The sequence below is a fragment of the Caballeronia glathei genome (genome assembly GCF_000698595.1).
GTDB classification, from domain to species: domain Bacteria; phylum Pseudomonadota; class Gammaproteobacteria; order Burkholderiales; family Burkholderiaceae; genus Caballeronia; species Caballeronia glathei.
This window is the reverse complement of record NZ_JFHC01000010.1, coordinates 113210-139642: the sequence shown is the minus strand read 5'-3', so window position 1 is coordinate 139642 and position 26433 is coordinate 113210. Positions and strand designations below refer to the sequence as shown.

The 26433-nt window shown below is 66.7% G+C and carries 25 protein-coding genes and 2 tRNA genes; 14 read left to right on the top strand and 13 right to left on the bottom strand.

From position 1 onward, the window contains the following. Nucleotides 1–133 precede the first annotated feature (133 nt). Nucleotides 134–1099, bottom strand: coding sequence for a LysR substrate-binding domain-containing protein (locus tag BG61_RS09845; protein WP_051672398.1), 966 nt, complete (start codon nt 1097–1099; stop codon nt 134–136). A 104-nt stretch (nt 1100–1203) separates the two neighbouring features. Here BG61_RS09845 and BG61_RS09840 point away from each other — a divergent pair, with 104 nt between their 5' ends. Continuing rightward, entirely contained in the window at nt 1204–2412 is a 1209-nt protein-coding gene (locus tag BG61_RS09840) for a YbfB/YjiJ family MFS transporter (protein WP_051672397.1), read from the top strand. 138 nt (nt 2413–2550) lie between these two features. Here the strand turns inward: BG61_RS09840 and alaS are convergent, their stop codons facing one another. Further along, a complete protein-coding gene (gene alaS, locus BG61_RS09835) occupies nt 2551–5175 on the bottom strand; it encodes an alanine--tRNA ligase (protein ID WP_035925251.1) in 2625 nt (874 codons plus the stop codon). Between the two features lie 447 nt (nt 5176–5622). Further along, nucleotides 5623–5811 (bottom strand): hypothetical protein, encoded by a 189-nt coding sequence (locus tag BG61_RS43255; protein ID WP_169743297.1) that lies wholly within the window; start codon nt 5809–5811, stop codon nt 5623–5625. Here BG61_RS43255 and BG61_RS09830 point away from each other — a divergent pair. Together BG61_RS09830 and BG61_RS09825 are read left to right on the top strand one after the other, a co-directional pair. Further along, nucleotides 5810–6232, top strand: a complete 423-nt coding sequence (locus BG61_RS09830) for a DUF6515 family protein (RefSeq protein ID WP_232255964.1) — start codon at nt 5810–5812, stop codon at nt 6230–6232. The two genes, BG61_RS43255 and BG61_RS09830, sit on opposite strands and share 2 nt — an antisense overlap. Before the next feature lie 188 nt (nt 6233–6420). Continuing rightward, nucleotides 6421–7641 (top strand): CaiB/BaiF CoA transferase family protein, encoded by a 1221-nt coding sequence (locus tag BG61_RS09825; RefSeq protein ID WP_035925255.1) that lies wholly within the window; start codon nt 6421–6423, stop codon nt 7639–7641. 184 nt (nt 7642–7825) lie between these two features. On the opposite strand, the gene BG61_RS09820 is transcribed toward BG61_RS09825, so the two are convergent. Next, entirely contained in the window at nt 7826–8038 is a 213-nt protein-coding gene (locus tag BG61_RS09820; RefSeq protein WP_035925258.1) for a hypothetical protein, read from the bottom strand. A 304-nt stretch (nt 8039–8342) separates the two neighbouring features. Here BG61_RS09820 and BG61_RS09815 point away from each other — a divergent pair, with 304 nt between their 5' ends. Together BG61_RS09815 and BG61_RS09810 are read left to right on the top strand one after the other, a co-directional pair. Beyond that, on the top strand, nt 8343–10052 hold the full coding sequence (locus BG61_RS09815) for a glutamine--tRNA ligase/YqeY domain fusion protein (protein ID WP_035925260.1): 1710 nt from the start codon (nt 8343–8345) through the stop codon (nt 10050–10052). Between the two features lie 148 nt (nt 10053–10200). Further along, nucleotides 10201–11184 carry a transporter substrate-binding domain-containing protein gene (locus tag BG61_RS09810; RefSeq protein ID WP_075584139.1) on the top strand — a complete coding sequence of 328 codons (984 nt, stop codon included), beginning with the start codon at nt 10201–10203 and terminating at the stop codon, nt 11182–11184. On the opposite strand, the gene BG61_RS09805 is transcribed toward BG61_RS09810, so the two are convergent. After that, on the bottom strand, nt 11185–11637 hold the full coding sequence (locus BG61_RS09805) for an NUDIX hydrolase (protein ID WP_035925263.1): 453 nt from the start codon (nt 11635–11637) through the stop codon (nt 11185–11187). A gap of 46 nt (nt 11638–11683) precedes the next feature. Beyond that, complete coding sequence (locus BG61_RS09800) at nt 11684–12082, bottom strand: RT0821/Lpp0805 family surface protein (RefSeq protein ID WP_035925266.1); 399 nt, start codon at nt 12080–12082, stop codon at nt 11684–11686. A gap of 266 nt (nt 12083–12348) precedes the next feature. Here BG61_RS09800 and BG61_RS09795 point away from each other — a divergent pair, with 266 nt between their 5' ends. After that, entirely contained in the window at nt 12349–12597 is a 249-nt protein-coding gene (locus tag BG61_RS09795) for a hypothetical protein (protein ID WP_035925269.1), read from the top strand. Here the strand turns inward: BG61_RS09795 and BG61_RS09790 are convergent. Beyond that, a complete protein-coding gene (locus BG61_RS09790; protein ID WP_051672396.1) occupies nt 12594–13877 on the bottom strand; it encodes a cytochrome-c peroxidase in 1284 nt (427 codons plus the stop codon). The two genes, BG61_RS09795 and BG61_RS09790, sit on opposite strands and share 4 nt — an antisense overlap. Nucleotides 13878–14101: 224 nt before the next feature. On the opposite strand from BG61_RS09790, the gene BG61_RS09785 reads away from it, so the two are divergent. Together BG61_RS09785 and BG61_RS09780 are read left to right on the top strand one after the other, a co-directional pair. Beyond that, nucleotides 14102–15664: an acid phosphatase gene (locus BG61_RS09785; RefSeq protein ID WP_035925272.1), complete on the top strand. Its 1563-nt coding sequence runs from the start codon at nt 14102–14104 to the stop codon at nt 15662–15664. 117 nt (nt 15665–15781) lie between these two features. After that, nucleotides 15782–16780 carry a sulfonate ABC transporter substrate-binding protein gene (locus BG61_RS09780; protein WP_051672395.1) on the top strand — a complete coding sequence of 333 codons (999 nt, stop codon included), beginning with the start codon at nt 15782–15784 and terminating at the stop codon, nt 16778–16780. A 22-nt stretch (nt 16781–16802) separates the two neighbouring features. Here BG61_RS09780 and BG61_RS09775 read toward each other — a convergent pair whose 3' ends face one another. Both BG61_RS09775 and BG61_RS09770 read right to left on the bottom strand, forming a co-directional pair. After that, a complete protein-coding gene (locus BG61_RS09775) occupies nt 16803–17216 on the bottom strand; it encodes a GFA family protein (RefSeq protein ID WP_035925274.1) in 414 nt (137 codons plus the stop codon). A gap of 59 nt (nt 17217–17275) precedes the next feature. Next, entirely contained in the window at nt 17276–17977 is a 702-nt protein-coding gene (locus BG61_RS09770; RefSeq protein ID WP_035925277.1) for a GntR family transcriptional regulator, read from the bottom strand. A 124-nt stretch (nt 17978–18101) separates the two neighbouring features. On the opposite strand from BG61_RS09770, the gene BG61_RS09765 reads away from it, so the two are divergent. Together BG61_RS09765 and BG61_RS09760 are read left to right on the top strand one after the other, a co-directional pair. Continuing rightward, nucleotides 18102–19295, top strand: coding sequence for an amidohydrolase family protein (locus tag BG61_RS09765; protein WP_035925280.1), 1194 nt, complete (start codon nt 18102–18104; stop codon nt 19293–19295). Next, nucleotides 19292–20521 (top strand): cyanate transporter, encoded by a 1230-nt coding sequence (locus BG61_RS09760; protein ID WP_051672394.1) that lies wholly within the window; start codon nt 19292–19294, stop codon nt 20519–20521. Before BG61_RS09765 ends, BG61_RS09760 begins: the two co-directional genes overlap by 4 nt. A gap of 16 nt (nt 20522–20537) precedes the next feature. On the opposite strand, the gene BG61_RS09755 is transcribed toward BG61_RS09760, so the two are convergent. Next, a tRNA-Arg gene (locus BG61_RS09755) sits at nt 20538–20614 on the bottom strand. An 87-nt stretch (nt 20615–20701) separates the two neighbouring features. Further along, on the bottom strand, nt 20702–21532 hold the full coding sequence (locus BG61_RS09750) for an undecaprenyl-diphosphate phosphatase (protein WP_035925283.1): 831 nt from the start codon (nt 21530–21532) through the stop codon (nt 20702–20704). Nucleotides 21533–22113: 581 nt separating this feature from the next. On the opposite strand from BG61_RS09750, the gene BG61_RS09745 reads away from it, so the two are divergent. The 3 genes from BG61_RS09745 (at nt 22114) to BG61_RS09735 (ending at nt 24194) form a co-directional block, all read left to right on the top strand. Next, nucleotides 22114–23016 (top strand): aldose epimerase family protein, encoded by a 903-nt coding sequence (locus tag BG61_RS09745; protein WP_035925285.1) that lies wholly within the window; start codon nt 22114–22116, stop codon nt 23014–23016. 149 nt (nt 23017–23165) lie between these two features. Continuing rightward, nucleotides 23166–23852 (top strand): peptidoglycan DD-metalloendopeptidase family protein, encoded by a 687-nt coding sequence (locus BG61_RS09740; protein ID WP_075584142.1) that lies wholly within the window; start codon nt 23166–23168, stop codon nt 23850–23852. A gap of 39 nt (nt 23853–23891) precedes the next feature. Further along, a complete protein-coding gene (locus BG61_RS09735) occupies nt 23892–24194 on the top strand; it encodes a hypothetical protein (RefSeq protein ID WP_129572033.1) in 303 nt (100 codons plus the stop codon). Between the two features lie 528 nt (nt 24195–24722). Here BG61_RS09735 and BG61_RS09730 read toward each other — a convergent pair. Both BG61_RS09730 and BG61_RS09725 read right to left on the bottom strand, forming a co-directional pair. Further along, nucleotides 24723–25277 carry a Fur family transcriptional regulator gene (locus tag BG61_RS09730; RefSeq protein ID WP_035925292.1) on the bottom strand — a complete coding sequence of 185 codons (555 nt, stop codon included), beginning with the start codon at nt 25275–25277 and terminating at the stop codon, nt 24723–24725. Between the two features lie 311 nt (nt 25278–25588). Continuing rightward, nucleotides 25589–25665: transfer RNA gene (locus tag BG61_RS09725), tRNA-Pro, on the bottom strand. A gap of 194 nt (nt 25666–25859) precedes the next feature. Between BG61_RS09725 and BG61_RS09720 the strand changes: the two genes are divergently transcribed. After that, nucleotides 25860–26318, top strand: a complete 459-nt coding sequence (locus BG61_RS09720) for a SixA phosphatase family protein (protein ID WP_035925294.1) — start codon at nt 25860–25862, stop codon at nt 26316–26318. Nucleotides 26319–26433: the final 115 nt, after the last annotated feature.

The following is a 26433-nucleotide window of genomic DNA, read 5'->3' as shown; positions in this document are numbered from 1 at the left end:
ATGCGGTCCGAAGCGCGAAAACCCACGCTGTAAGGCGCGATCACATCGCGGGAACGGTGCCGGCCATTTTAGCCGTTGGCGGAAAAGCGCGCGGGCCGCCGCCGGGGACCGCGGCGGTGCGGCCGCGCGCCCGTCAGCGGGCCGCGGACACGGGCGCCGAGAGCGCAGGTTCCGCGTCTTGCGCGAGCTCGTGCGGGGGAGTGACGGGGTCCGGGGCGTCGGGCCGCGCCGACGCGTCGGCGAGCAGCAGTTCCCGCAGCGCCTTCAGCGCGGCGGAGCAATGGCCGCGCCGCCAGATCAGCATGGTCTCGATGGGGCCGATCGCCGGGATCGGATGCACGCCCACGCCTTCGCTCGGCGTCTTCGTGAGCAGCGCGCGCGGCATCACGGCGACGCCCGCGCCCGCCGCCACGCACGCGATGATCGCGTTGTAGGAGCCGAGCTCCAGCACGCGCGCGGGCCGCAGGCCGTCGCGCTCGTACCAGCGCTGCGCGTACGCGCGGTACTCGCAGCCGCGCTCGAACGCAACGAGCGTCGAGGGCGCCACGTCGCGCGCGCTGCCGATCGGCCCGTGGCCGCGCGGCGTCAGCATCACGAGTTCCTCGCGATAGACCGCCACGCTGTCGAAGGTGTCCACGGGCGCGACGCGCGGATCCGGCGACCGGGCGACGAGCGCCGCGTCGAGCTCGAAGTCGCGCACGCCGTCGATCAGCTTGCGCGTCACGCCCGTCACGAGTTCGAGCGCCACCTCGGGCCAGCGGTGGTGGTACTGCGCGAGCGCGAGCGGCAGGCGGGTCGCCGCCGTGCTTTCCATCGTGCCGAGGCGCAGACGCCCGCGCGGCTGGTTTTCCGCGACGGCATGGCGTGCCTCGTCGGCGAGCGCGAGCAGGCGCTCGGCATACGGCAGCAGCGTTTCGCCCGCGGGGGTCAGGATGAGGCGGCGGCCTTCGCGCGTGAAGAGCTCGGTGCCGAGCTGTTCCTCGAGCTGCCGGATGCGCGTCGTGACGTTCGACTGCACGCGGTTGAGCTTCGCCGCCGCGCGCGTCACGCCGTTTTCGCGCACGACCGTCCGGAAAATATGGAGCGCCGCGAGATCCATTCAAATCTCTCCTCGTGATGCATTGAATCTCGATTATTCATTTTTCAGGATGCATCGGTCAAGCTAGGATCAGCCGGTGTCTTGTAATTTCCGATGGCATTCTCATGTCCGCTCGAATTCCGCTCTTCTCCTCCGCCCGCCACCCCGCGCGCGATGCCGCGATCGGCTGCGCCGTCGTGCTGGCGGTTGCGCTCGGCGTCGGGCGGTTCGCCTTCACGCCGCTTCTGCCGATGATGCTCGCAAGCGGCGCCATCGATATCCGCCACGGCGGCTGGCTCGCGTCGCTCAACTACGCGGGGTACTTCATCGGCGCCGTGACGTGCGCGGCGATTTCCCACGATCACGCGAAAGTCGTACGCGCCGGGCTCGCCACGACCGTCGTCCTGACTTTCGCGATGGGCCTGACCGACGCCTTCTGGCTCTGGGCCGCCGTGCGGTTCGTCGCGGGCGCGGTGAGCGCGTGGACGTTCGTGTTCGCGTCGCAATGGGGGCTGCGCCGGCTCGGCGAGCTCGGTGCGCATCAGTGGAGCGGCGTGATCTACACGGGGCCGGGCGTCGGGATTGTCGTGACGGGGCTCCTCGCAGCGGCGGCGGGGCCGCTCGGCGCCGCTGCCGCGTGGATCGGCTTCGCCGTGCTTTCTGCGGTGGCGGGCGCGTTCGTCTGGCGGACATTCGCCAACGACCCGTGCGCGAGGCGCTGCGCCGCGCCGAGGGACAGGGAAGCCGCCGCCCGCAGCATCGCCGCGCCGCCCGAGAAGCATCGGGCGCAGGCGCTCTGGCTCGCCGTGCTCTACGGCCTGCCGGGCTTCGGCTACATCATCACGGCGACTTTCCTGCCAGTGATCGCCCGCGCCGCGCTGCCGGGCTCGCCCTGGCCCGATCTCTTCTGGCCCGTTTTCGGCGCGGCGCTGATCCCGGGCGCGCTGATCGCGTCGCAACTACCGCTTGCCTGGGACAACCGCGCGCTGCTCGCCGGCTGCTACCTGCTGCAGGCCGTCGGGATCGCGCTCGGGATCGTCTTTCCGACGACGGCGGGCTTCGCGCTCGGCAGCCTGCTGATCGGCCTGCCGTTCACCGCGATCACCCTGTTCGCGATGCGCGAAGCGCGCCGGCTGCGCGGCGAGCGCGCCGCCGGGCTGATGGGCTACGCGACGGCCGCGTACGGCGTCGGACAGATCGCGGGGCCGCTCGTCGCGGCACCGGTCGCCGCGCACACCGGCTCGTTTTCGATCGCGCTGTGGCTCGCGGTGGCGGCGCTCGTCGCGGGCAGCGCGGGGCTCGCCTGGGTTGCCGCGCGATACCGGATCGGATAGCCGGCGCGGCGCACGAACACGCGCGCGCCGCGGAAAACAAAAAAAGCCTGGTCTGTCGCGACAGACCAGGCTTTTTTTCCTGATTGCTGTGTCAATGCGGGCCGACGCGCTGCGCAGCAGGAAACGTCGGAGGACGCATCAAAGCTGCTGCTGCACCCAGCCCTTGACGCCCGCGAGCGCCGCCGGCAGGTTCGCCGGATCGGTGCCGCCCGCCTGCGCCATGTCGGGCCGGCCGCCGCCCTTGCCGCCCACCTGCTGCGCGACGAAGTTGACGAGTTCGCCCGCCTTCACCTTCTTCGACGCCTCCGCCGTCACGCCCGCGATCAGGCTGACCTTGCCGCCCTCGACGGAAGCCAGCACGATCGCCGCGCTCTTCAACTTGTCCTTGAGCTTGTCGACGGTTTCGCGCAGCGTCTTCACGTCCGCGCCGTCGAGCTGCGCGGCGAGCACCTGCACGCCGCCCACCTCCACCGCCTGCGACACGAGTTCGTCGCCCTGGCTCGACGCGAGCTTCGATTTCAGCGCGCCAAGCTCCTTTTCCAGCGACTTCACGGTTTCCTGAACCTGCGCGATGCGCTGCGTCAATTCCGACGGCTGCGCCTTCAGCACGGCCGCCGCCGCGTTGATGCGCGCGTCGAGTTCCTGCACGTAGCGCACGGCGTTGTCGCCGGTGATCGCCTCGACGCGGCGAATGCCCGCCGCCACGCCGCCTTCCATCACGATCTTGAAGAGGCCGATGTCGCCCGTGCGGCGCACGTGCGTGCCGCCGCAGAGTTCGCGCGAGAAGCCGAGGTCGAGCACGCGCACGGTGTCGCCGTATTTTTCGCCGAAAAGCGCCATCGCGCCGCCCTTCACGGCTTCGTCGTACGGCAACACGCGCACGATGCCTGGCGCGTTCGACAGCACTTCCTCGTTCACGATCGCCTCGACGCGGCGAATCTCGTCGTCCGTCATCGGCGCGTTGTGCGCGAAGTCGAAGCGCGTCTTGTCCGCGTCGACGAGCGAGCCCTTCTGCTGCACGTGGCCGCCCAGCACTTCGCGCAGCGCCTTGTGCATCAGGTGCGTCGCGGAGTGGTTGCGGGCCGTGCGGGCGCGGCGGATCGCGTCGATCTCGGCCTTCACGATGTCGCCGACCTTGAGCGTGCCCTGTTCGAGCGTGCCGTGATGGCCGATCACGTCGGCCTGCACCTTGAGCGTGTCGAGCACCGAGAAGCGCACGCTCGCGTTCGCGAGCACGCCCTGGTCGCCCGCCTGGCCGCCGGATTCGGCGTAGAACGGCGTGTGATCGAGCACGACGACCGCATGCTGGCCGGCCCTCAGCTGATCCACCGACGCCCCTTCCACGTACAGCGCGACGACCTTGGCGTCGTCGAAGATTTCCTTCTCGTAGCCGTGGAAGGTGGTCTTCGCGCCCGAGTATTCGAGGCCCGACGCGATCTTGAACTTGCCCGCCGCGCGCGCCTGATCGCGCTGGCGCGCCATCGCGTCGTCGAACGCGGCTTCGTCGACCGTCATGCCGCGCTCGCGGCACACGTCCGCGGTGAGGTCGAGCGGAAAGCCGTAGGTGTCGTGCAGCTTGAACGCCAGTTCGCCGCTCAGTTGCTTCGTGCCCTGCTTTTCCAGGTCGGCAAGCTCGCCTTCCAGGATCGACATGCCGTGCTCGATGGTCTCGAAAAAGCGCTCTTCTTCCTGGCGCAGCACGTCGGTGACGCGCGCCTGCGCCTGTTGCAGTTCCGGATAGGCCGCGCCCATTTCCTCGACAAGATCGGGGACGAGCTTGTGGAAGAACGCGCCCTTGCGGCCGAGCTTGTAGCCGTGGCGGATCGCGCGGCGCACGATCCGGCGCAGCACGTAGCCGCGGCCTTCGTTGCCCGGGATCACGCCGTCGACGATCAGGAACGAGCACGCGCGGATGTGGTCGGCGATCACTTTCAGCGAGTTGTTCGTGAGGTCCGCCGTGTCCGTTTCGCGCGATGCGGCCCGGATGAGCTTCTGGAACAGGTCGATTTCGTAGTTGCTGTGCACGTGCTGCAGCACGGCCGCGAGCCGCTCGAGGCCCATGCCCGTGTCGACGCACTGCTTGGGCAGCGGCGTCATGTTGCCCTGCGCGTCACGGTTGAACTGCATGAACACGAGGTTCCAGATCTCGATGAAGCGGTCGCCGTCTTCTTCCGGCGATCCGGGCGGGCCGCCCCAGATTTCCGGGCCGTGATCGTAGAACACTTCCGAGCACGGGCCGCACGGGCCGGTGTCGGCCATCTGCCAGAAATTGTCCGAGGCGTAGCGCGCGCCCTTGTTGTCGCCGATGCGGATGATGCGCGCAGCGGGCACGCCGATTTCCTTTTCCCAGATCGCGTAGGCCTCGTCGTCTTCCTTGTAGACGGTGACCGTGAGCTTGTCGGCGGGCAGCATGTAGACCTTCGTCAGCAGCTCCCAGCAGTAGTGGATCGCGTCGCGCTTGAAGTAGTCGCCGAACGAGAAGTTGCCGAGCATCTCGAAAAAGGTGTGGTGACGCGCGGTGTAGCCGACGTTTTCGAGGTCGTTGTGCTTGCCGCCCGCGCGCACGCTGCGCTGCGCGGTGGTCGCGCGCGAGTACGGGCGCGTTTCCGCGCCGAGGAACACGTCCTTGAACTGGACCATGCCCGAGTTGGTGAAGAGCAGTGTCGGGTCGTTGCCCGGCACGAGGCTCGACGAACGGACGATCGTATGGCCCTTCGATTCGAAGAACTTCAGGAATTTCTCGCGGATATCGGCAGCTTTCATGGCGTACTGGGGCGGTCTGCTGTTTTGTGATGCGTCGGATGGGCGGCGAAAGGCGGGGCGCTCGCAGCCCGGTTTTTCGATTCATCCGCGCCTGGACATGCGCGCGGCAAAGTTAGCCTTTGATTATACGGGATCGCCGTCGGATCGCCGCGAGCCGGCCGGGGCGTTGCGGGCGCCGTCCGGCGGGCCTTCGGCGTATCGGGGCCACGCGCCGAAACGCCTCTCACGATGCGAGGCTCGCGCCGCCGGCACGGGAACTGGCCGGCAGGGTATCGGGCGGCCTGGCGCGGATCGGGTACGACACGTCCGGCCGCCCGTTCATCTCGAAAATTGACCCGTCTGCGGAGCCATGAGAAATTGCCGCCGTCCCGGACGGGGCTGCCGTTCCGTCCGCATTCTGCACCCCTTATTCATGTGCAAATGTGTGACACACAAGGCACGGTCCGCTCATGAAAACCGGCTCGCAGACGCGATTCGGACCCGATGCAGATAGCGGCGCCCGCGGCACGCATCGTGATCTTCGCCGCGAGCGCACACCGCGATCCCGCGGACCGCGCCCGGATCAATCGTTATCGCAAGGCCTCGAAGCATGACAATAATCAAATCGAACACGAACAGCCGCATCAATCGCTTCATGATCGCGCTCGCCCTGGGCGCACTGACCCTCGCCGCCTCCGCCCATGCGTGGGAAAACCGCGGGAATGCCGGCAACCGTGACCGGGCCGGCCATGTGCGCGCCGATAGCATCCGTGGCGATCGCAGCCGTGGCGATGATGTGCGCATCGACCGCTCGCGCAACGACATCGACGTCAACCGGAACGTGAACGTCGACGTGCGCGGCCGCGACGACTACCACCCGCTGGCGACGGCTGCCGCCGTCACGGCGACCGTCGCGGTGACGGCCGCCGTCGTCGGGTCCATCGCGCGCTCGCTGCCTGCGGGCTGCGGGCCGGTAATGGTCGACGGCGTCGCCTATCAGCAGTGCGGCAACACGTGGTACCAGCCGCAATACGCCGGCACGGAGACCCAGTACGTGGTCGTGGCAGCGCCCCGCTGACGCGGTCTGACCTCATCGCCCGCCCCGCCCGGACGCTTGCCCCGGCAACCCGTGCAGCGGGCAGTTCCCGCCGCGACGCGCAAGGCGTCGCTTTGGCGGACGCAGCGAATGCCGCAGGGAATGCATTACCATGCTCCGCACGTTGCCCGCCTGCCGGCATCGGTCAATCACGGAGACACGAACCACCCATGGGAGCCTTGAGCCATATCCGCGTGCTGGACCTGACCCGCGTGCTCGCGGGTCCCTGGTGCGCCCAGACCTTCGCCGATTTCGGCGCCGACGTCATCAAGATCGAGCGTCCGGAAACCGGCGACGACACCCGCCACTGGGGCCCGCCCTACCTGAAGACGCCCGCCGGCGAGGACACGCACGAAGCCGCCTACTACCTCGCCGCAAACCGCAACAAGCGCTCGGTGACGGTCGACATCGCGACGCCCGAAGGCCAGCGGATCATCCGCGAACTGGCGGCGCAAAGCGATGTCGTGCTGGAAAACTACAAGGTCGGGCAGTTGAAGAAGTACGGCCTCGACTACGAATCGCTGAAGGCGGTGAAGCCGGATCTCGTCTACTGCTCGGTGACGGGCTTCGGCCAGACCGGCCCCTACGCGCAGCGCGCGGGCTACGACTTCATCATTCAGGGCATCGGCGGCTTCATGAGCATCACCGGCGAGCGCGACGGCCAGCCGGGCGGCGGGCCGCAGAAGGCGGGCGTCGCGATCGCGGACCTGATGACCGGCATGTACGCGACGATCGGCGTGATGGCCGCCCTCGCCCACCGCGACCGCACGGGTGAAGGCCAGTACATCGACATGGCGCTCCTCGACGTGCAGGTCGCGATGCTCGCGAACATGAACACGAATTTCCTCGCGAGCGGCCAGCCGCCGGTGCGCTGGGGCAACGCGCACGCGAACATCGTGCCGTACCAGACGTTCCAGACGAGCGACGGCTGGATCATCGTCGCGGTGGGCAACGACGGGCAGTTCCGCAAGTTCGTCGACGCGGGCGGCCGCCCGGAACTCGCCGACGACCCGCGCTTCGCCACCAATCCGTCGCGCGTGAGGAACCGCGACACGCTCGTGCCGATCCTCGCCGCCATGGTGCGCGAGCGCGGCAAGCACGCGTGGCTCGCGGCCCTCGAGGCGGCGGGCGTGCCGTGCGGGCCGATCAACGATCTGGGGGAAGTGTTCGAAGACCCGCAGGTCGTCGCGCGCGGGATGCAGGTGGAGCTGCCCCATCCGACAGGCGCGAAGGTCAGGCTGGTGGCGAGCCCGATCAGGATGAGCGCGACGCCGCCCGAGGCGCGGCGCCATCCGCCGATGCTCGGCGAGCACACGGACAGCGTGCTGGGCGAGTTGCTCGGCTATGACGAAGCGCGGATCGCGCAGTTGCGGGCGTCGAAGGCGATCTGAAGGGGCCGGGCGGCGTCAGGGAAGGCTTCCCGGCGAAAGAAGAGCCGCGAGGGGCGGCTGCGCGGCGCGCGCGGAGCAGTGGACGTTTATCGTGGCCGCCGGGGACCCTGGCTGCACGCCGCGCTCGGAGCGCGGCGGCGGCAGCATCCGGGCGATATATTCGGCGCCGAGGCCGCGCGCCGCGTCAGCGCGTGCCCGCGCCGATCAGGCCGCCGGCGGCGGCGCCTGCGATCGTACCGACGGGGCCGCCCGTCAGCACGTAGCCGAGTGCGCCGCCCGCTCCCGCACCGATGGCCGCGTGCGTCTGCTGGCGGCTCAGGCCGCTGCAGGCAGCGAGGCTCGCGATGAGGGCGCCGGCGGCGGCGAGCTTGAGCGTCGTGTGTGCGATCTTGTTCATGTCCGGTTTTTCCTTTGCTTGCGTGTTCTGTCAGGCGGTGCCTCGAAGGGCGAGCCAATCATAAGAGCCGCGGTTCGCCCCGAACAACGCGATTTACCTCCCGTTACGCGCGAAACAATCTCGTAGGGGAACAGACGCCCGCGCCTTGCGGCACAGGCGTTTGCCCTCATATAGGTGTCAATCGGCAACAAAAGGCCGGGACCGGCTGTCCCCGCCCGTCCCGTAAGGTAGAATCGGCAGATCAATCCGGTCTTATCGAACGCTTCCGAATGTGTAGGCGCCCTCGTCCGCTCTCTTTTTTCGCATGAACACCGATCGCAACGACGCCCCGGCGGCATCCAATTTCATCCGCAACATCATTGACGAAGACAACCGCAACGGCAAATGGTCGCAGCGGGTGGAGACGCGCTTCCCGCCCGAGCCGAACGGCTATCTGCACATCGGCCATGCGAAGAGCATCTGCGTGAACTTCGGCATCGCCCGCGACTACGGCGGCGTCTGCCATCTGCGCTTTGACGACACCAATCCGGAAAAGGAAAGCGTCGAGTACGTGGAGTCGATCATCGACGCCGTGAAGTGGCTCGGCTACGACTGGAACAAGGACGGCCAGGAGCACCTGTATTTCGCGAGCGACTATTACGACAAGCTCTACGAATTCGCCGAGCTGCTCATCCAGAAGGGCCAGGCGTACGTCGACAGCCAGTCGGCCGAGGAAATCCGCGCGAGCCGCGGCTCGGCCACGGAGTCCGGCAGGAACTCGCCGTACCGCGAGCGCACGCCCGCCGAGAACCTCGAACTCTTTCGACGCATGAAGGCGGGCGAGTTCCAGGAAGGCGAGCACGTGCTGCGCGCGAAGATCGACATGAGCTCGCCGAACTTCAACATGCGCGACCCCGTGATCTACCGCATCCGTTTCGCGCACCACTACCGCACGGGCGACACGTGGTGCATCTACCCGATGTACGACTACACGCATTGCGTGTCGGATGCGCTCGAGAACATCACGCATTCGCTGTGCACGCTGGAGTTCGAGGATCACCGCCCGCTCTACGACTGGTTCCTCGCGCAGCTCGCCGACGACGGCGTGTTCGCGCGGCCGCTTCCGCAGCAGATCGAGTTTTCACGCCTGAACCTCACCTACGCGATCACGAGCAAGAGAAAGCTCTTGCAGCTCGTGCAGGAAAATCACGTCGACGGCTGGGACGACCCGCGCATGCCGACCATCGTCGGCGTGCGCCGGCGCGGCTTCACGCCGGAAAGCATCCGCCTGATGGCGGAGCGCATCGGCGTGACGAAGGTCGACTCGTGGATCGACATGAGCGTGCTGGAAGGCGCGCTGCGCGATGACCTCGACGACAAGGCGCCGCGCGCGATCGCCGTGCTCGACCCGCTCAAGCTCGTCATCGACAACTATCCGGAAGGCACGGCCGAAGACTGCAGCGCACCGGTGCATCCGCATCATCCGGAGCGCGGCACGCGCACGTTCCCGTTCTCGCGCGAACTGTGGATCGAGCGCGAAGACTTCCAGGAAACGCCGCCAAAGGGCTATTTCCGGCTCTTTCCGGGCAACAAGGTACGCCTGAAGTACGGCTTCGTCGTGGAATGCACGGGCGCCGACAAGGACGAGAACGGCAACGTGGTCGCGGTCCACTGCAACTACTTCCCCGACAGCAAGTCCGGCACCGAAGGCGCGAATGGCTACAAGGTGAAGGGCACGATCCACTGGGTCAGCGCGCAGCACGCGTGCCCGGCCGAAGTGCGCCTCTACGACCGGCTCTTCAAGGAACCGCAGCCGGGCGCGGGCGGCGCCGAGTTCCTCGACGCGCTCAATCCGGATTCAAAGCGCGTCGTGAACGCGTACCTCGAACCGAGCGCGCGTGAAGCGTCGGCCGAAGACCGCTTCCAGTTCGAGCGGCACGGCTATTTCGTCGCCGATCGCGTCGATTCGCAGCCGGGCAAGCCGGTGTTCAACCGCATCGTCAGCCTGCGCGACAGCTGGGGCAAACCCGCCTGAACCGGGTGACGAAAGCCGGCAAGCCGCGCGATCACCGGCCGCGGCATCCCCGCTCGATCGACGACGCGTGCGAACTTTCCGGTTCGCACGCGTCTTACCATTCAGAAGCGCCCGAGCGCTACGCCCTGCCGCCACCCGCGAGGACACCATGAAACTGCCGCGCCGTCTTGCGCCGCGCCGTCTCCCGGCAAGCCGATGCGTCTGCTGGATCGCCGCCGCCTGCGTGCTGTCGGGCGCGGCCGCTCATGCTGCGGCGCCGGCGAGCGAGCTCGCCGCGGCCCAGAGCGCCGTCGACCAGATGCCGCCCTCCGCGACGCTGCGCAAGATCGCGGAGAACGGCACCATCGTGCTCGGGGTGCGCGAGTCGTCGGTGCCGTTTTCGTATCTGGACCGCCAGCAGCAGCCGACCGGCTACTCGCACGAGATCGCGCTGAGAGTCGTGGACGAGATCAAGAAGCGCCTCAAGCTGCCCAACCTCGCCGTGAAGAACGTGCTGGTGACATCGGCGAACCGGATCTCGTTCGTCGTCAACAACCAGGTCGATCTGGAATGCGGATCGACGGCGCACATTGCCGAACGCGACGCACTCGTTGCGTTCTCGAACAGCTTCTTTCAGTACGGCATCCGGATGGCGGTCAAGCGCAAGTCCGGCATCAAGGACTACGAGGATCTCGCGGGCAAGACGGTTTCGACGACCGCCGGCACGTCCGACGAGCGCCTCCTGCGCCAGATGTCGCTCGACAAGAAACTCGACCTTCGCATCATCAGCGCGCGCGATCACGCCGAAGGGTTTCAGGCGCTCAAGACCGATCGCGCCGTCGCGTTCGTGATGGACGACCCTCTGCTCTACGGCAAGATCGCGCAGGAGGGCGCCGCGCGGCGCGATTATGGGGTGACAGGTGTGCCGCTCGCGTTCGAGACCTACGGCTGCATGATGCGCAAGGGCGATCCGGTGTTCAAGCGGCTCGTCGACGACGTGATCGCCACCATGCAGCGCTCGGGGGAAGCCGCAAGGCTCTACGACAAGTGGTTCATGCAGCCAATCCCGCCCGACGGCATCAATCTGCAGTTTCCGCTCTCGCCGGAAATGAAGGCGCTGTTCGCGAATCCGAACGACCGCACGCTGGACTAGCTAGTCGAGCGTCTCGTGAAGCTCCGCGAGCGAGAGCGTGGTCTGAAAGAGCCGCGCGAGGCTGCGGCTCGCAAACTTGTCGACGTCGGCGTGGCTGACCCAGCGGTACGCATCCATCTCGGGGATCATCGTGCCGTCGCGATAGCGCGGGAAATACGACTCGCAGACGCAGTTTTCGAGCTGCACCTCGTCTTCGGCGACGCGCACGGCGAAGAGGTGCAGATCCTTGTCGCGGCGATAGAGAAAGCGTCCGAGATCCTTCAGGCGCGACGCCGGCAACACGATTCCCGTCTCCTCGACGAGTTCGCGCAACGCCGCGTCGAGCGGACTTTCGCCGGGATCGGCCTGGCCCTTCGGCACGTCCCAGTGCGAGGTCTCCGTTGCATGGCAGAGCAGCACGTCACCCTGCCCGTTCAGCATGACGACGCCGCACGACACGATTCGCCCGCTCATCGGACGGCTGCCCGGTCGCCGTGCGCAGTGATGTTCGACGCCATCCTTACTGCTTTTGCAGTTGCCACTTGCCGCTGCCCGTCTTGCAGGCGGTCGGCGTCCAGGTCTGCGTCTGCCCCTTGGCGATGGCGACGAGCGTGATCTTGCGGCAGGTCCGGTCGCCATCCTTGACGGTATCCAGCGGCGTGACGGTGCCCTTGATCGGCACCGGGTTGCCCGCGCCCTGATTGCTCCACTCGAGCGACTGGCCGTCCTCCTTCGTTTCGAGCGCCGTGCGCGCCGCGCTGTTGAGCGCCTGCAGGTCGCGCTGCTTCATGTAGGTGAGCGGCGTGTCGTTCAGGAAGCCGAGATTCGCGGCGGATGCGGCCACGCTCGCGGCGATGAGCGCGAAAGCGGCGATCGACTGGGCGGAAACACGGGTGAGCGTGCGCAATTTCAACGGCATGGAACAACCTCCTCGGGTCGGAATTCGATGGTCGCGCGCGGCGTCTCGAAGCGCGGCGCGTCCGGCGGGTCCGACGAGGATAGCATGAGGCGCGACCGCAAAGACGCCGCGCAACCGCGTCATGGCGCAGCGGCCGCCCGGTGCCGAACGCCTTGCCCAGCCTGCCTCGGATGTTTTTGAGACTGTTCCGATGGTCCCGTTATCGGTCGATGCCTAACATCGTGAAGTCCCCGCCACACCGAGCGGCACTCCCTTGGAATCCGATCATGTCCACTCTACTTTCCGCCATCGATACGCCGACCTTCTACTGGGTGCTCGCCATTGTCAGCATCGCGTGTGCGGGCGGGATTCCCGGCGCTGTCCTGCTCGTCGACCGCCTGTTCACGCGGCATCCGCTCTGGAACAGCACGGAAGAAGTGGTGGAATGGCCGCGCGCCGTGGCCTGGGCCGGCATGGCCCTCCTGGTCGGCGCGTTCGTCACGCTCGCGCTGCTCTGCCGGTCGATCGCCGCCTAGTTCGACGCCGCTTTCACCGGCGCCTGGTAGCCGTCGGTGAGCGTATTGAGGAACGCGACGACGTCCTTGATCTCGGCCTCGTCGAGCGCGGGCTTTTCGCCGCGCTTGCGATCGAAAGGCGCCTCCGTGTTCAGGTTGTCCCAGTAGCGCTTCGGCAGGTCGTCGAACTTCTGCACCACCCCCTTCGACACCGGATAGAACTTCTCCGGATTGGTATCCCGCTCGACATAGAAACGCACTACGTCGTCGAGCGAATGGTAAATCCCGTTGTGAAAAAAGGTCTTGCGCAGCGCGACGTTGCGCAGCGACGGCGTGCGGAACAATCCGCAGAATTCGCTTCGCCCCTTCAGGTCGGTCCGCTCCGGGCCGCATGCTCCCAAGTCGTGATAACGCGGGTCCTTGTTGACCGGCAGCGCGCCGTTGCGCGGCACGCCGAGCGCGATCAGCCCGAAGTCGCTGAACTGCGGCGGTGAGCCGTCCTTCGCGCGCTGGCTGATGTGGCAGGCGGCGCAGTTGCCCTTGCTCTCGTCGTTGAAGAGCTGCAGGCCGTGCATCTCGGCGTCGGAGAGCTTCGCCTTGCCCGCGAGATACGCATCGAACTTGCTCGTGTACGGATAAAACTTCTGCGGCACCTGCTCGAACGCTTCGAGCGCGCGCAGCACCGAGGCGAACGCCTTGTCATCGCTGTCGAAGATGTTTGCGCCGAATGCGCGGCGAAAGTCTTCGGCGTAGGCGCCCGCCTTCACCGCCGCCACGACCTTCGCGGGCGTGCTGCCCATCTCGAACGACGACGTGAGCGGAATGCGCGCCTGATCGGCACCGTGATCGACGCGCCCGTCCCAGGTCAGGCCGCCCGTCGGACCGGCATCGACGCTTTCGTCGCCTTCGTCATCGGAGTCGTGGAAATGCTCGGTGAACTGCGGCACCGCCTGCAGGTACTTGAGCGAGGGCACGGCGCGAATTCCGGGCCGGTGCATGTCGCTGCCGCCCAGTTGAACCGACAGCGCGTTCGGCGGCCCGAACGCGTGATCCGGGCTGTGGCACGACGCGCAGGCGAGCTTACCGGAGCCCGACAGCGTCGGGTCGAAGAAGATTTTTTCGCCGACCGATGTCATCTGCCTGACAGCTTCGAAAACCTGCGCACGTGACTGCCCCTGCGGCACGGAAGGGGCCGTCGCGGTGGCCGCAGTGGCCGCGTGCGAATCGCACCCGGCGAGCGCCGCCGCGAATACCGAGCAAGCCAGGGAAAAAGCGATATACGACAGGGACTTGGAAAACATGGGCACGCGAGCGGACGGAAGAAGAAGCCGAAGCGTATGTCGCCAATATGTCCTTTACGTGACATGACACCCGCGCGCGATTCCGGTGTTTCAAATTACGCAATTGAAAGCGCTATTACATCGCCACGTCAAAAGTGCTTGCAATACTTTCGCCGCCGGTGAGGTTCTGTAAGGCGCATCGACGACAGTCAGCGCACCGGCTCCCCAACACGAGAGAGACCCCAATGAACAAGAAACTCGTCTGCGCAGTGCCGCTCGCGGCGCTCACTGCATTCGGACTGTACGCATGCGGTGGCAGCGACAGCAATCACGCGGACATTTCGTCGGTGAAGAACGTCGTCGTGATCTATGCGGAAAACCGCAGCTTCGACAACCTGTACGGCAACTTCCCCGGCGCGAACGGCATGCAGAACGTGACCGCGCAAACGGCGAAGCAGCTCGACCGCGACGGCAGCGTGCTCACCGCTCTGCCGGCGGTGTGGGGCGGCCTGACGGCGAAGGGCGTGACGCCCGCGATCACCGAGGCGATGACGGTGAACATGCCCAACGCACCGTTCGCCATCGACGACCCCGCTGGCTACAACACGTCGCTGTCGGTCACGACGCGCGACCTGTATCACCGCTTCTACGAGAACCAGATGCAGATCGACGGCGGCAAGAACGACAAGTTCGCCGCCTGGGCCGATTCGGGCGGTCTCGTGATGGGGCACTACAACACGAACCCCGACAAGCTGCCGCTCTACAAGATCGCCCAGCAGTTCACGCTTGCCGACAACTTCTTCATGAGCGCGTTCGGCGGCTCGTTCCTGAACCACCAGTGGCTCGTGTGTGCGTGCACGCCGGTCTATCCGAACGCGGACAAGAGCCCGGCGGCAGCCTCGATCTCGGTCGTGAACCCGGACGGCGTGTCGCTCAAGCTCGCGGACAACTCGCCCGCCTCGGCGCTCACCGGCATTCCGAAGTTCGTCAACTCGGGCAACCTCACGCCCGATTTCTTCGCGATCAACACGATGCAGCCGCCGTATCAGCCGAGCGGCAACAAGCCGGCCGCAGGCGGCGATCCGGCGTACGCCGACCCGTCCGTCGCAACGACGCTGCCGCCGCAGACGCAGCAGCATATCGGCGACCTGCTGAACAAGGCGGGCGTGTCGTGGGCGTGGTATAGCGGCTCGTGGGGCGCGGCGCTTGCCGATCCGTCGAACATCAACGGCGCGGTGAACGTGGTGCCGGACTTCCAGACGCACCATCAGCCGTTCAACTACTTCGCCGACCTCGCACCGGGCACGGCGAACCGCGCGCAGCATCTGCTCGACGGCGGCACCAACGGCTCCGAGTTCATCAAGGCGATCGACGCGGGCACGCTGCCGCAAGTGTCCTTCTACAAGCCGCAGGGCAACCTGAACGAGCATGCGGGCTATACCGATGTCGCGTCGGGCGACACCCACATCGCCGATGTGATCGCGCATCTGCAGAAGAGCCCGCAGTGGAAGAACATGGTCGTGATCGTGACGTACGACGAGAACGGCGGGTTCTGGGACCACGTCGCGCCGCCGAAGGGCGACCGCTGGGGTCCGGGCACGCGCATTCCGGCGCTGGTCATTTCGCCGTTCGCGAAGAAGGGGTTCGTCGATCACACGCAATACGACACGACCTCGATCCTGCGCTTCATCACGACGCGCTACTCGCTGCCGAAGCTTCCGGGCCTCGCGGCACGCGATGCGGCGCTGGTCGCGAACGGCGGCAAGCCGATGGGCGACCTGACCAACACCCTCGACTACGCGCAATAAGCTGCATTCGATTGCAGGCGATGCGTGATTAGCTTCTCACGATCGCTTGTTCGACGCGGACCGCAGGCGCAGTTATGGTCGATGGAAGTTCCGACTTCCATCGACCACGAACCCGCCATGAGTACTTTCCGCTTCCTGTTTCTTCGTTTCTTCGCCGCTGCAACGCTCGCCGCGTTCGCGGCGGCCTCCTCCTCCGCTTTCGCCGGCGATACCGGCGCAACGCCCGCCGCACAGATCCGCATCGGCTATCAGAAGGCCGGGCTGCTCGCGGTGCTCAAGGCGCAGGGCACACTCGAACAGAAACTGAAGCCGCTCGGCTATACGGTGTCGTGGTTCGAGTTTCCCGCCGGTCCGCAACTGCTGGAAGCGCTCAATACCGGCAGCATCGATTTCGGCTACACGGGCGCACCGCCCGCCGTGTTCGCACAAGCCGCGGGCGTGAATTTCGTCTATGTCGGCGCGGAGCCGGGCGGCGAAAGCAACGAAGCGGTCTTCGTGAAGGCCGACTCGCCGATCCGCACGCTCGCCGGCCTGAAGGGCAAGCGCGTCGCGCTGCAAAAGGGTTCGAGTTCCAATTTCCTGCTGCTCGAAGCGCTGAAAAAGGCCGGGCTGACGTCCGCCGACATCACGCCTGTCTATCTTCCGCCCGCCGACGCACGCGCCGCCTTCGAGAACGGCGACGTCGATGCATGGATCGTGTGGGACCCGTATTACGCGTCGGCTCAGGCAGCGCTGAAGGTGCGCACGCTCGCCGACTACACGGGACTTCCCAAGCCCTACAACTTCTACGAGGCGACGCGCAGCTTCGCCGAGCGCAATCCCCAGGCGATCCGCGCGGTGATCGGGCAACTGCGTGCGGGCGGCGCATGGGTCACGCAGCATCCGGCCGAGACCGCCGCGCTGCTCGCGCCGAAGGTCGGGCTGGATGCGGCGATCGTCGAGAAATGGGTGCGCCGCGTGCCCTATGCCGCGACCCCGGTGGACGACCGGATCGTCGCGACCCAGCAGGACGTCGCCGACGCGTTCTATCGCGCGAAGCTGATTCCGCGGCAGATCGCCGTGAAGGACAACGTGTGGCGCGACGAAGCCGCCGCGCGCACCGCGTCGGCAAACTGACCGGCCCGACTTGCCCGCCCGCTCACCCGGGCGGGTTGCGCTCGAATGCCGGCTGCTGCGGATCGATGTAGTGCCAGGACTGCGCCGACGCGGTCCAGATGTGGCTCGTCGGCGGATATTTCGAAGGCTCGTCGAGCGAGCCCAGCTTGATCGCGATGGCTTCAGGATGTGCCGTGTTGCCCGCGAAGAGCGGCGTGCCGCACTGCGCGCAGAACGAGCGGAACACGCGCGTGCCCGAGTCGGCGTGCGTCCAGTAGAAGCGGTCCTCGCCCTTCACGCGCCTGAGCGACGCGGAGGGCACCACAAGCGCATCGGCGGGCTCGCCGCCCGAAAGATACTGGCAATCGCGGCAGTGGCAGCGCAGCGCCATCAGCGCCGGGCCGCCGGATTCGTAGCGCACCGCGCCGCACAGACAGCCGCCGGTGATTCTGGTCATCGCCGTGTCTCCTTGTAGGTATCTTTTCTGGTCGCTGGTCGCTTGTCGCTGGTCGCCGCTCACGCGCCGCCGAAAAGCGCGACGAGATCGGTGCCGCCCTTCGCATCCGCCCGCGCGAGCACCCGGTCTTCCAGTTCGGCAAGGTGCTCGCGCATGGCCGCGAGCGCCGCGTCGAGGTCCGCCGCCTCCAGCGCCTCGATGAGCCGGCTGTGCTCGTCGGAGGCGCAGTTCGACCCCTTCGACGGATCGAAAAGCGCCTTGTACAGCTCCGTCTTCGCGACGAGCTGCGCGAAGAACGCCTGCAATTCGGCCGCGCCGGCCAGCTCCACGAGCAGCAGATGAAACTGCCCGGCGAGCCGCACGCAATCCTCGACACTGCCTTCCTTCAGCGCCCGCTCCTCGCTCTTCACGTGCGCGCGCAGGCGGCGCTTCTGCTGCACCGTCAGCGAGCCGCACAGGGCCACGACCACGCCCGCCTCGATCAGCTGGCGCGCCCGGTACACCTCGCGGATGTCGTGCGCGGACGGTGACGGCACGAACGCCCCGCGATTCGCCGCGAGCGTCACTTTTCCCTCGAAGCCGAGCCGCGTCAGCACCTTGCGGATCGTGCCCCGCGTGCAGCCGAACGCGGCCGCGAGGTCGCGCTCGACGAGCTGCGCGCCCGGCGCGAGCTTGCCCTGCAACAACGCGGACGTGATCGCGGCGTGGACGCGTTCGTCTACGGGAGGTTCTTCGAGCGGGGGTTTTGTGCGGGGGGCCATGAACGCGACGCCGTTGCTATAAGCACTATTTGGATGCTCCACATTGTAGCGACTGCGGTAGTCTCTCGCTGATGGTTGACCAAATCATCATAAAATGGTCAACCAAGAACGAGGCTTTGATCATATGAAACCGACTGTCCTGATCACCAATGTGCGTCCGTTCGGCGCGGCGCCGGCCGACGTGCGGATCGTCGACGGCACGATCGCCGCCATCGGAGCGCACCGGCACGCGAGCGCGCCCGGGCCCGGCGAAACGCTGATCGACGGCGAAGGCGCGCTGCTGCTGCCGGGCTTCGTCGAAGGCCACACGCATCTCGACAAGACCACGTGGAGCATGCCCTGGTATCGCAACGAAGTGGGCGCGCGGCTCGTCGATCGCATCGAGAACGAGCGGCGCTGGCGCGCGGCGAGCGGGCACGATGCGGCGCGGGCCTCGCGCGCGCTCGCGCTCGCCTTCCTGCGCGCGGGCACGACACGCCTGCGCACGCACGTCGATATCGATACCGACGCGGGCCTGCGCCATCTCGAAGGCGTCATGGCGACGCGCGACGCACTGAGCGACGTGCTGGACATGCAGATCGTCGCGTTTCCGCAGTCGGGCGTACTCGGGCGGGCGGGCACGCGCGAGCTGCTCGACGCCGCGCTCGCGCTCGGCGCCGACGTGCTCGGCGCGCTCGATCCCGCCGCCATCGACGGTGACCCGGCCGCCTCGCTCGACCTCACGTTCGCGCTCGCGACGAAGCACCAGAAGCCGATCGACATCCACCTGCACGAGCCCGGCGCGCTCGGCGCGTTCACGCTCGGCCTGCTCCTCGATCGTGTGGAGGCAGAGGGCCTGGCGGGCCGCGTCGTCGTGAGCCATGCGTTCTGCCTCGGCGCGCTGCCCGAGCGCGAGCGCGACGCGCTTCTCGAACGGATCGCGCGCGCGGGCGTCGCGCTGCTCACCACGGCGCCGGCCTCGACGCCCGTGCCGCCCTTTCATGCGGCGCGCGCGGCCGGCATCACGCTGTTCAGCGGCAACGACGGCGTACGCGACGCGTGGACGCCCTTCGGCTCGCCGGACATGCTCGAACGCGCGATGCTGATCGCGATGCGCTACGACCTGCGACGCGACGACGATCTCGCCGCCGCCTTCGCGTGCGTGAGCACGGAGGCGGCGCGCGGCTGCGGTTTTGCGGGCTACGGCCTCGTGCCCGGCGCGCGCGCCGACCTGGTGCTCGTCGACGCCGAGACCGTCGCGCATGCGGTCGCTTCACGGCCGCCGCGCCGCCTCGTGATGGCGAACGGCACGATCATCGCAGCGGATTTCGCACGATGAGGGCGCAGCGCTCCGAACTTGCGTGGCTCGCCGTCATCGTCGCCATCGGCCTCAATCTGCGGCCTCTGCTCACCTCGATCAGTCCGCTGACCGGCGTGATTCTCGCGTCGACAGGACTTTCGTTTCAGAATGCGTCGCTCCTCACCGGCCTGCCCGTCGTCGCGATGGGCGTGTGCGCGTTCGGCGCGAGCGCGCTTGCCCGCGTGATCGGCAACGCGCGCGGCGTGGCGCTCGGCCTCGCCGGCATCGTGCTCGCGTGCGCGGCGCGGCTTTTCATCGATTCGGGGAGCGCGCTGATCGCGAGCGCGGCGATGGCGGGCGTCGGCGTCGCCGTGATCCAGGCGCTCTTGCCGGGCGTGATGAAAACGCGCTTCGCGGCGCGCCTGCCGTCCGCGATGGGCCTCTACTCCGCGTCGATCATGGCGGGCGGCGGACTCGGCGCGAGCCTCACGCCGGGCGTCGCGACACTCTTTTCGTGGCGCGCGGGGCTCGCGGTGTGGGCGCTGCCCGCGGCCGCCGCACTCGCCCTGTGGGCGCTCCTGATGCGCGCCGCCGCCGCGCGCAGGGCACCGGCCGCACGGTCCGCCGGCCACACGCCGACACTCTTTCTGAACCGGCGCGCGTGGACGCTCGGCATCTATTTCGGCCTTGTGAACGGCGGGTATACGTGCCTCGTCGCGTGGCTGCCCGCCTACTATCAGCAGCTCGGCCGCAGCGTGACGGCGAGCGGCGCGCTCCTCGCGATCATGACGGTGTTCCAGGCTGCGTCCGCGCTGTTGCTGCCGATGGCGGCCGGATGTTTTCGCGACCGGCGTCCGTGGCTCGCGGCCGGGCTCGTCGCGCAGCTGACCGGCTTCGCCGGGCTGCTCGCGGCGCCCACCGCCGCGCCGCTCGTCGTCGTCGCGCTCCTCGGCGCAGGGCTGGGGGGCGTGTTTTCGCTGACGCTCGTCCTGACGCTCGATCACACCGACGACCCGGCGCTCGCCGCGCGGCTCGTCGCGTTCGTGCAGGGCGTGGGCTTCGTGATCGCCGCGGCGGCGCCGATCGTCGCGGGCATCGTGCGGGATGCGAGCGGCGGCTTCACGGTTTCATGGTCGATGCTCGCCGCGAGCCTCGTCGCGATGATCGGACTGACGGCCGTGTTCGCGCCGCGAGGCTACGAGCAGGCGATGCGAGGCGGTGGGAGCGTGCGGGAGGAAGCGCTGGCGCGAACGCGCCGCGTGTGATGTTTTGGAATATCTCTGGCACGGCAGGAGGGACTCGAACCCCCGCCCCTCGGCTTAGAAGGCCGATGCTCTATCCAGCTGAGCTACTGCCGCGTCGCAAGAGAGCGAGGATTTTACCTCATCGACGGCTCGCGGGCTTCATCACGAAGGCGCGAGCGCGCCGCCATGCATCGTGTGCCCTCAGACCGGCTGCGGATGCAGCATGAACCAGCCGAGGCAGACCGCGCCCGCGAGCACGCAATAGACGCCGAACGAAGCGAGCCGCCCGCGCCCTTCGAAATAGTGCATCAGGAAGCGCACGCTCAGATACGCGGCGATACCCGTGAGCACGCCGCCGAGCAGCGCGTCGGCGAGCTGGCCCGATGCATGAAAGAGTTTCGGCAATTCCAGCACGCCCGCCGCGAAGATGATCGGCGTGCCGAGCAGGAACGAGAACTCGGCGGCCTTCTCCGCCGTGAGCCCCGCGCCCACGCCCGCGATCATCGTGAGGCCGCTGCGCGAAAAGCCGGGAACGAGCGCGCCGATCTGCGCGAGGCCGACCAGGAACGCCTGCCGGAACGTGAGCTTCTCCGGCGCGCGAACCGCACGCGAGCGCTGCAGCCGGTCGCCGAACCACAGCAGCAGGCCGTTCACCATCAGCGCGGCGGCGACGATCCGCAGGTCGTGAAAAATCTGCTCGATGCGTTTTTCGAGCAGCAGGCCCACGATGCCCGTCGGAATCGTGCCGATGATGAGTGCCCACATCATGTGGCCGTGCTCGTTGCGACGCCCGCCGAGCGACGCGAACCAGCCGCCGATCAGCTCGATCCAGCGCTTGCGGAAATACCAGAGCAGCGCGAACGCAGTGCCGAGATGCAACGCGACGAGAAAGGGCAGTAATTGCGGTGCGTGCTTGTCGATGTGCATCCCGATCAGACCGGGGACGAGAAGCGTATGGCCGAGACTGCTGACCGGGAACAGTTCGGTCACGCCCTGGAGCACGCTGAGGAAAACCAGAAACCACAAAGTCACGCGTCGATCCTTTTTCGTTGCGGATTAAGGACGCGTCGTGCGATTCTGGTCAGCCGCTTGATGGGTCATCGGCCCCGGCAAGCGGGCGGGCGAAATGATCAAACGGCGAACACAAGTATGAAGAAATAGCGGAACGGCACGGCGCGCAAGCGGCACCGATTATGCCGATCGTAAATGGCATCGCCAAGCGTTAAAAATGGGCAAAATCAGCCGACAGCGAATCGTCGGAGAAAATAAATATTATCGTAATTATTAGAAAGGCGATCCGAAAGGATCGAGTATCAGCGCATCGTGAAAGGCTGATAATCAGGAGACAAGTTTATAAAGAAATATGGCCGTGCTCGCGCCAAAAAGACCAAACATCGCCAGTCCCATCGTCATCGCGAGATCCATTCTTCACTCCTTGTCCGTCTGGTTTCCAACATTGGCTTCATAAAAACACACGAATGCCCTCGCCCGTCAGTCGCAATTTCCCGCAAAGGGTTTCCCCGTAGGAAAAAGCGAGGCAGAATCTGCGGGTCTGGAACACTGCGTGCAAGTCTGCAAACCCGCGTCCAACGTCCAACGGAGTGCGCCACACCATGTCCTCAGAGCAAGGCATCATCGACCTCGCGCGCGACGGCGCCACGATCTCGCTCGCCCCGCACGCGGGCGGGCGCCTCATGACTTGGCGCGTCGGCGGCGAACAGGTGATTCACTGGCCCGCGTCGCCCGACTGGTCGCAGGCCGCGAAGATCCGCGGCGGCAATCCGCTGCTGTTTCCGTTTCTCGGGCGGCATTTCGTCGACGGCGAGATCGGCAAGTGGCGCGACCCCGACGGCGTGGTCCACACGCTTCCCACGCACGGTTTCGCCCGCAATCTGCCGTTCACGTGCACGAAGGACGCCGACGGCCACGGGCTGCGCATGACGCTCGTGGACAGCGACGCGACCCGCTCCGGCTATCCGTTCGCGTTTCGCTTCGAGGCGGCCTACCGGCTCATCGATGCGAACACGCTCGAAGTCGAACTGACGACGTCGAATCCCGGCGAAGTCGCGCTGCCCTACTACGCGGGCCATCACTTCTACTTTCACCTGCCGCACGAGCAGCGCGCCGCAAGCCGGGTGGAACTGCCGCGCACGGAGCGCCGCCATCAGCTGGAAGACGGATCGATCAGCGAGGCGCAGCCGGGCGCATCGCACTATTCGCTCGCCGATCCCGCGATCGTCGACCGGTTTCATTGCTTCACCCGACCGGCCGATCAGCCGGTGCGGCTCGTCACGCCCGGGCTCGGGCGCGCGGTGAGCTTCGAGCTGCACCAGCCGGATTCGGTGCCCTGGTATGCCATTACCACGTGGACGGAAAGCGATACCTCCGATTTCTACTGCGTCGAGCCCTGGATCGGCCTGCCCGACGCAATCCACAACGGGCGCGGCCTGCGCTGGCTCGCCCCGGGCAAGACGGAAGCCGCGTCGCTGCGCCTTGTCGTGTCGACGCCCGACTGATTTCGCACGCAGCCGCGGGAGCGTCGCCGGGCCACTTTTCGCGCCCGGCTTGCCCGAGACGTTAAAATCGGACGTTTTGGTCTGCCGCGCTCCGTACGCACCGTATGCACGTCGTGCACGTCGCGCGCAGCGGCGCTTCGCGAGGTTCAATGTTGTCAACAAGAATTCGACGGCTCATCTGCGTCTCGATGGCCGCAGTGCTCGCCGCATGCGGCTCGGCTCCGGTCGGGCCGGGTTTCTACCGCGTGGAACGGGGCGATACGGTATCGAAGATCGCGCGGGCGAACCGCACGTCCGTGCAGAACATCACGCGCTGGAACGGTCTGTCGAATGCCGATTCGATCGAGGTCGGCCAGGTGCTGCGGGTCGCGCCGCCCGCGGGCACCGCGACGGCCGCCGCCGCGCCCTCGCGCAGCGCGCCCGCCCCGAGCCGCGATGCCGCTCCCGACACGCCGCCCGCGCGGGCGCCAGCCGTGTCGCTCATCTGGCCGGCAGACGGCAGCGTGATTCGCGGCTTCGACGGCAAGACGTCGAAGGGCATCGACATCGCGAACGTGCCGGGCACGAAGATCGTCGCGGCGGCGGGCGGAACGGTCGTGTACGCGGGCAACGGACTGCGCGGCTACGGCAACATGCTGATCGTGAAGCACGATTCTGAATATCTGACGGCTTATGCGCACAACCGCGCGCTCCTGGTCAAGGAAGGCCAGACCGTCGCGCAGGGGCAGGAAATCGCCGAAATGGGCGATACCGACTCGAATCGCGTGATGCTGCACTTCGAGCTGCGCTATCTCGGGCGCTCGACCGATCCGTCGCGCTACCTTCCGCCGCGCTAGGCTCAATCTGAAGCAACGAGGAAAGATTTGATGAAAATGATGAACGGAGCCGCGGTCATTGCGGCCCTAGCCACTGTCGCCGCGCTCGGCGGCTGCGCCAATACGGCGACGCTCACCTACCTGCCTTCCGGGGAAACCGGGTTCGCCATCAATTGCAGCGGCGGCGACGCGAGCACGAGCTGGGCAGAGTGTTACAAAAAGGCAGGCGAGACGTGCGGGGCGTACGGCTACGACGTGGTGTCGAAGGATGCGGACAGCGGTGCGACGGCGGGGGGCTCGGTGGGCGGCATCTTCGGCGCGAACATCAAGAACCGGTCGATGGTGATCCGCTGCAAGCAATGAGGCAGCGCTGAAGCGAGGGAGCTTCCGGACGGGCGCATTGCCCGCCTCGCCCCGGCCGATGGGGCTCGCCATCGTCCGGACAACGGATCGATATGCGCCGCGAACGCGATGAGCAGCGCGAATGCAAGCGGACAAAGCGCAACGAAAATCCACAGCCAGTTCATGATCGCAGCAAGATCGACGGATCGTCCGATGATACCTGCGCAGCAAAAAATTCGCATGACACACGCAATTTTTGTCAATGCGGAGAAATAATTACGTGCCGGATCGCCGGATTTTCCTGGGGCTCCATCCGGAACGCTGTCGCAATGCGTTACGGTCCGATACAAGCGCATACAACATGGCGCATGGCGGCGCCATAGAATCATTTCAGCCCGTGTTTTCTCTGCGCGAACAGTCCACGCGGGTCAGAAGCCCCGGTGTGCCCGCGTCGGGGCTTCGCCATTTCTGCCTGGGTCATCCGCGCGGCAATCCTGACAAAAAACGCAGCCGTGGCTGCGTTTTTTGCTTGCGGACCCCGCTACGGCGCTAGTGCGGCGCGTGGTCGTGATCGTGCTGGTGGGCAGCCGGATCTTCGGCCGCCTGGCACGCGGGACAGATGCCCTTCAGTTCGATGTCGTCGCCGGCGAGCCGATAGCCGCTCGCCTCGACCTGCATCACGAGGCTCTGGCGCAGCTGCTTTTGCTGCGGCAATTCGGTGACACGCCCGCACCGCTGGCACACGACGAGCACACCATGCTGGCAATGCGTGAGATCGTGGCAAACCGTGAAGGCGTTGATCGACTCGATGCGATGAATCAGGCCGGCCGACAGCAGGAAATCGAGCGCGCGGTAGACCGTGGGCGGCGACGCGTTCGGATGCATCGCGCGCATTTCGTCGAGCAGCGTGTAAGCCTTCGTTGCGCGCCCCGATGCAAGCAGCAGTTCCAGCACCGTGCGGCGAATCGGCGTGAGTTTCTGGCCGCGCTCGCGGCAGTACTGGTCGGCCATCGCGACGGCGGCTTGCAGCGCCTCGGCGGGCGATCCGCCTTGCTGGTCTGCGTGGGCGTGTGAAGCGGTGGAACCGGTGGCGGGCGTGGTCATGCGCCGATTATACGCCGCGCACCGCGCCCGTCATTGCGGCGCGGAGGGCGCGATCAGCATGGAGGGCGGCCGCGTGTCGGTGGGCACGCCCTTGTAGTCCGGCGGATCCTGCGGTGGCGGATGTTTCTGGCTGGACGAATCGGCGCATGCGGCAAGCAAGAGCGAAAGAGCAACGGCAAAAGCGATACGCGGCATAAAGGACCCAAAAGGCGTCGGCGAAAAACACGTCGGCGAACAAAGGCAAAAATCGGCAAGCCGCTAAAAACGACAAAGGGGTTACAAGCCTCGGCTTGTAACCCCTTCTTGTATCGTGGTCGGAGCGAAAGGATTCGAACCTTCGACCCTCTGATCCCAAATCAGATGCGCTACCAGGCTGCGCTACGCTCCGACAAGCCGCAGATTCTAGCGTTTTCCCGACCTGCGTGCAATGAAAAGCGTCGCCGATACTTGATACCCCAACGCTTTCCGACATGGCGTGCTTGCGGCACGCGGGCCGCGTTTCGGTGTCGAAAGAGACGAAAGAGGCGCAAGACACGAACGCGCAATGCAACCAGCGGATAAATCAAGCGACGGAGACAATCGATGAATCTCATTCTATGGCGTCACGCTGAAGCCGAAGACCAGGCCGCGAGCGATCTCGTGCGCCAGCTCACGCCGCGCGGCCGCAAGCAGGCGCAGGCCATGGCGAAATGGCTGCGAAGCCGCATCGACGAGGACGCCGTGTTTCTCGCCAGTCCCGCGACGCGCACGATCCAGACCGCCGAGGCGTTCGGCGACCGGTATCGCGCCGTCGAGTCACTCGCGCCGGGCGGCAGCGCGCAGGCCGTGCTCGAGGCCGCGGGCTGGCCCGACGGGATCGCGCAAACCGTGATCGTGGTCGGCCATCAGCCGACGCTCGGCCGCGTCGCCGCCCTGCTCTTCACGGGGAGCGAAGCGGAGTGGTCGATCAAGAAGGCGGGCGTCTGGTGGTTCCAGCAGCGCCCGCGCGCGGGCGACGGGCAGCTCGTGCTGCGCGCGGTCACGAGCCCCGACCTGCTCTAGGCACCGGACACACTTGCGAGGACCTGCACGGCCAGCGTGTGGCGATTCATGGAAACGTCATCCGCATGCCATGCATTCGTAATGGCCGGTTACTACATTGGCGAGGACCTAGCCA

Coding starts and splice junctions, on each gene's coding strand:
- BG61_RS09720 (WP_035925294.1), top strand. CDS start 25,860: ATGAATCTCATTCTATGGCGTCACGCTGAAGCCGAAGACCAGGCCGCG.
- BG61_RS43255 (WP_169743297.1), bottom strand. CDS start 5,811: ATGAAGCGATTGATGCGGCTGTTCGTGTTCGATTTGATTATTGTCATG.
- BG61_RS09795 (WP_035925269.1), top strand. CDS start 12,349: ATGTCCACTCTACTTTCCGCCATCGATACGCCGACCTTCTACTGGGTG.
- BG61_RS09830 (WP_232255964.1), top strand. CDS start 5,810: ATGATCGCGCTCGCCCTGGGCGCACTGACCCTCGCCGCCTCCGCCCAT.
- BG61_RS09780 (WP_051672395.1), top strand. CDS start 15,782: ATGAGTACTTTCCGCTTCCTGTTTCTTCGTTTCTTCGCCGCTGCAACG.
- BG61_RS09825 (WP_035925255.1), top strand. CDS start 6,421: ATGGGAGCCTTGAGCCATATCCGCGTGCTGGACCTGACCCGCGTGCTC.
- BG61_RS09815 (WP_035925260.1), top strand. CDS start 8,343: ATGAACACCGATCGCAACGACGCCCCGGCGGCATCCAATTTCATCCGC.
- BG61_RS09800 (WP_035925266.1), bottom strand. CDS start 12,082: ATGCCGTTGAAATTGCGCACGCTCACCCGTGTTTCCGCCCAGTCGATC.
- BG61_RS09845 (WP_051672398.1), bottom strand. CDS start 1,099: ATGGATCTCGCGGCGCTCCATATTTTCCGGACGGTCGTGCGCGAAAAC.
- BG61_RS09805 (WP_035925263.1), bottom strand. CDS start 11,637: ATGAGCGGGCGAATCGTGTCGTGCGGCGTCGTCATGCTGAACGGGCAG.
- BG61_RS09790 (WP_051672396.1), bottom strand. CDS start 13,877: ATGTTTTCCAAGTCCCTGTCGTATATCGCTTTTTCCCTGGCTTGCTCG.
- alaS (WP_035925251.1), bottom strand. CDS start 5,175: ATGAAAGCTGCCGATATCCGCGAGAAATTCCTGAAGTTCTTCGAATCG.
- BG61_RS09770 (WP_035925277.1), bottom strand. CDS start 17,977: ATGGCCCCCCGCACAAAACCCCCGCTCGAAGAACCTCCCGTAGACGAA.
- BG61_RS09765 (WP_035925280.1), top strand. CDS start 18,102: ATGAAACCGACTGTCCTGATCACCAATGTGCGTCCGTTCGGCGCGGCG.
- BG61_RS09840 (WP_051672397.1), top strand. CDS start 1,204: ATGTCCGCTCGAATTCCGCTCTTCTCCTCCGCCCGCCACCCCGCGCGC.
- BG61_RS09785 (WP_035925272.1), top strand. CDS start 14,102: ATGAACAAGAAACTCGTCTGCGCAGTGCCGCTCGCGGCGCTCACTGCA.
- BG61_RS09760 (WP_051672394.1), top strand. CDS start 19,292: ATGAGGGCGCAGCGCTCCGAACTTGCGTGGCTCGCCGTCATCGTCGCC.
- BG61_RS09730 (WP_035925292.1), bottom strand. CDS start 25,277: ATGACCACGCCCGCCACCGGTTCCACCGCTTCACACGCCCACGCAGAC.
- BG61_RS09740 (WP_075584142.1), top strand. CDS start 23,166: ATGTTGTCAACAAGAATTCGACGGCTCATCTGCGTCTCGATGGCCGCA.
- BG61_RS09775 (WP_035925274.1), bottom strand. CDS start 17,216: ATGACCAGAATCACCGGCGGCTGTCTGTGCGGCGCGGTGCGCTACGAA.
- BG61_RS09810 (WP_075584139.1), top strand. CDS start 10,201: ATGAAACTGCCGCGCCGTCTTGCGCCGCGCCGTCTCCCGGCAAGCCGA.
- BG61_RS09820 (WP_035925258.1), bottom strand. CDS start 8,038: ATGAACAAGATCGCACACACGACGCTCAAGCTCGCCGCCGCCGGCGCC.
- BG61_RS09745 (WP_035925285.1), top strand. CDS start 22,114: ATGTCCTCAGAGCAAGGCATCATCGACCTCGCGCGCGACGGCGCCACG.
- BG61_RS09735 (WP_129572033.1), top strand. CDS start 23,892: ATGAACGGAGCCGCGGTCATTGCGGCCCTAGCCACTGTCGCCGCGCTC.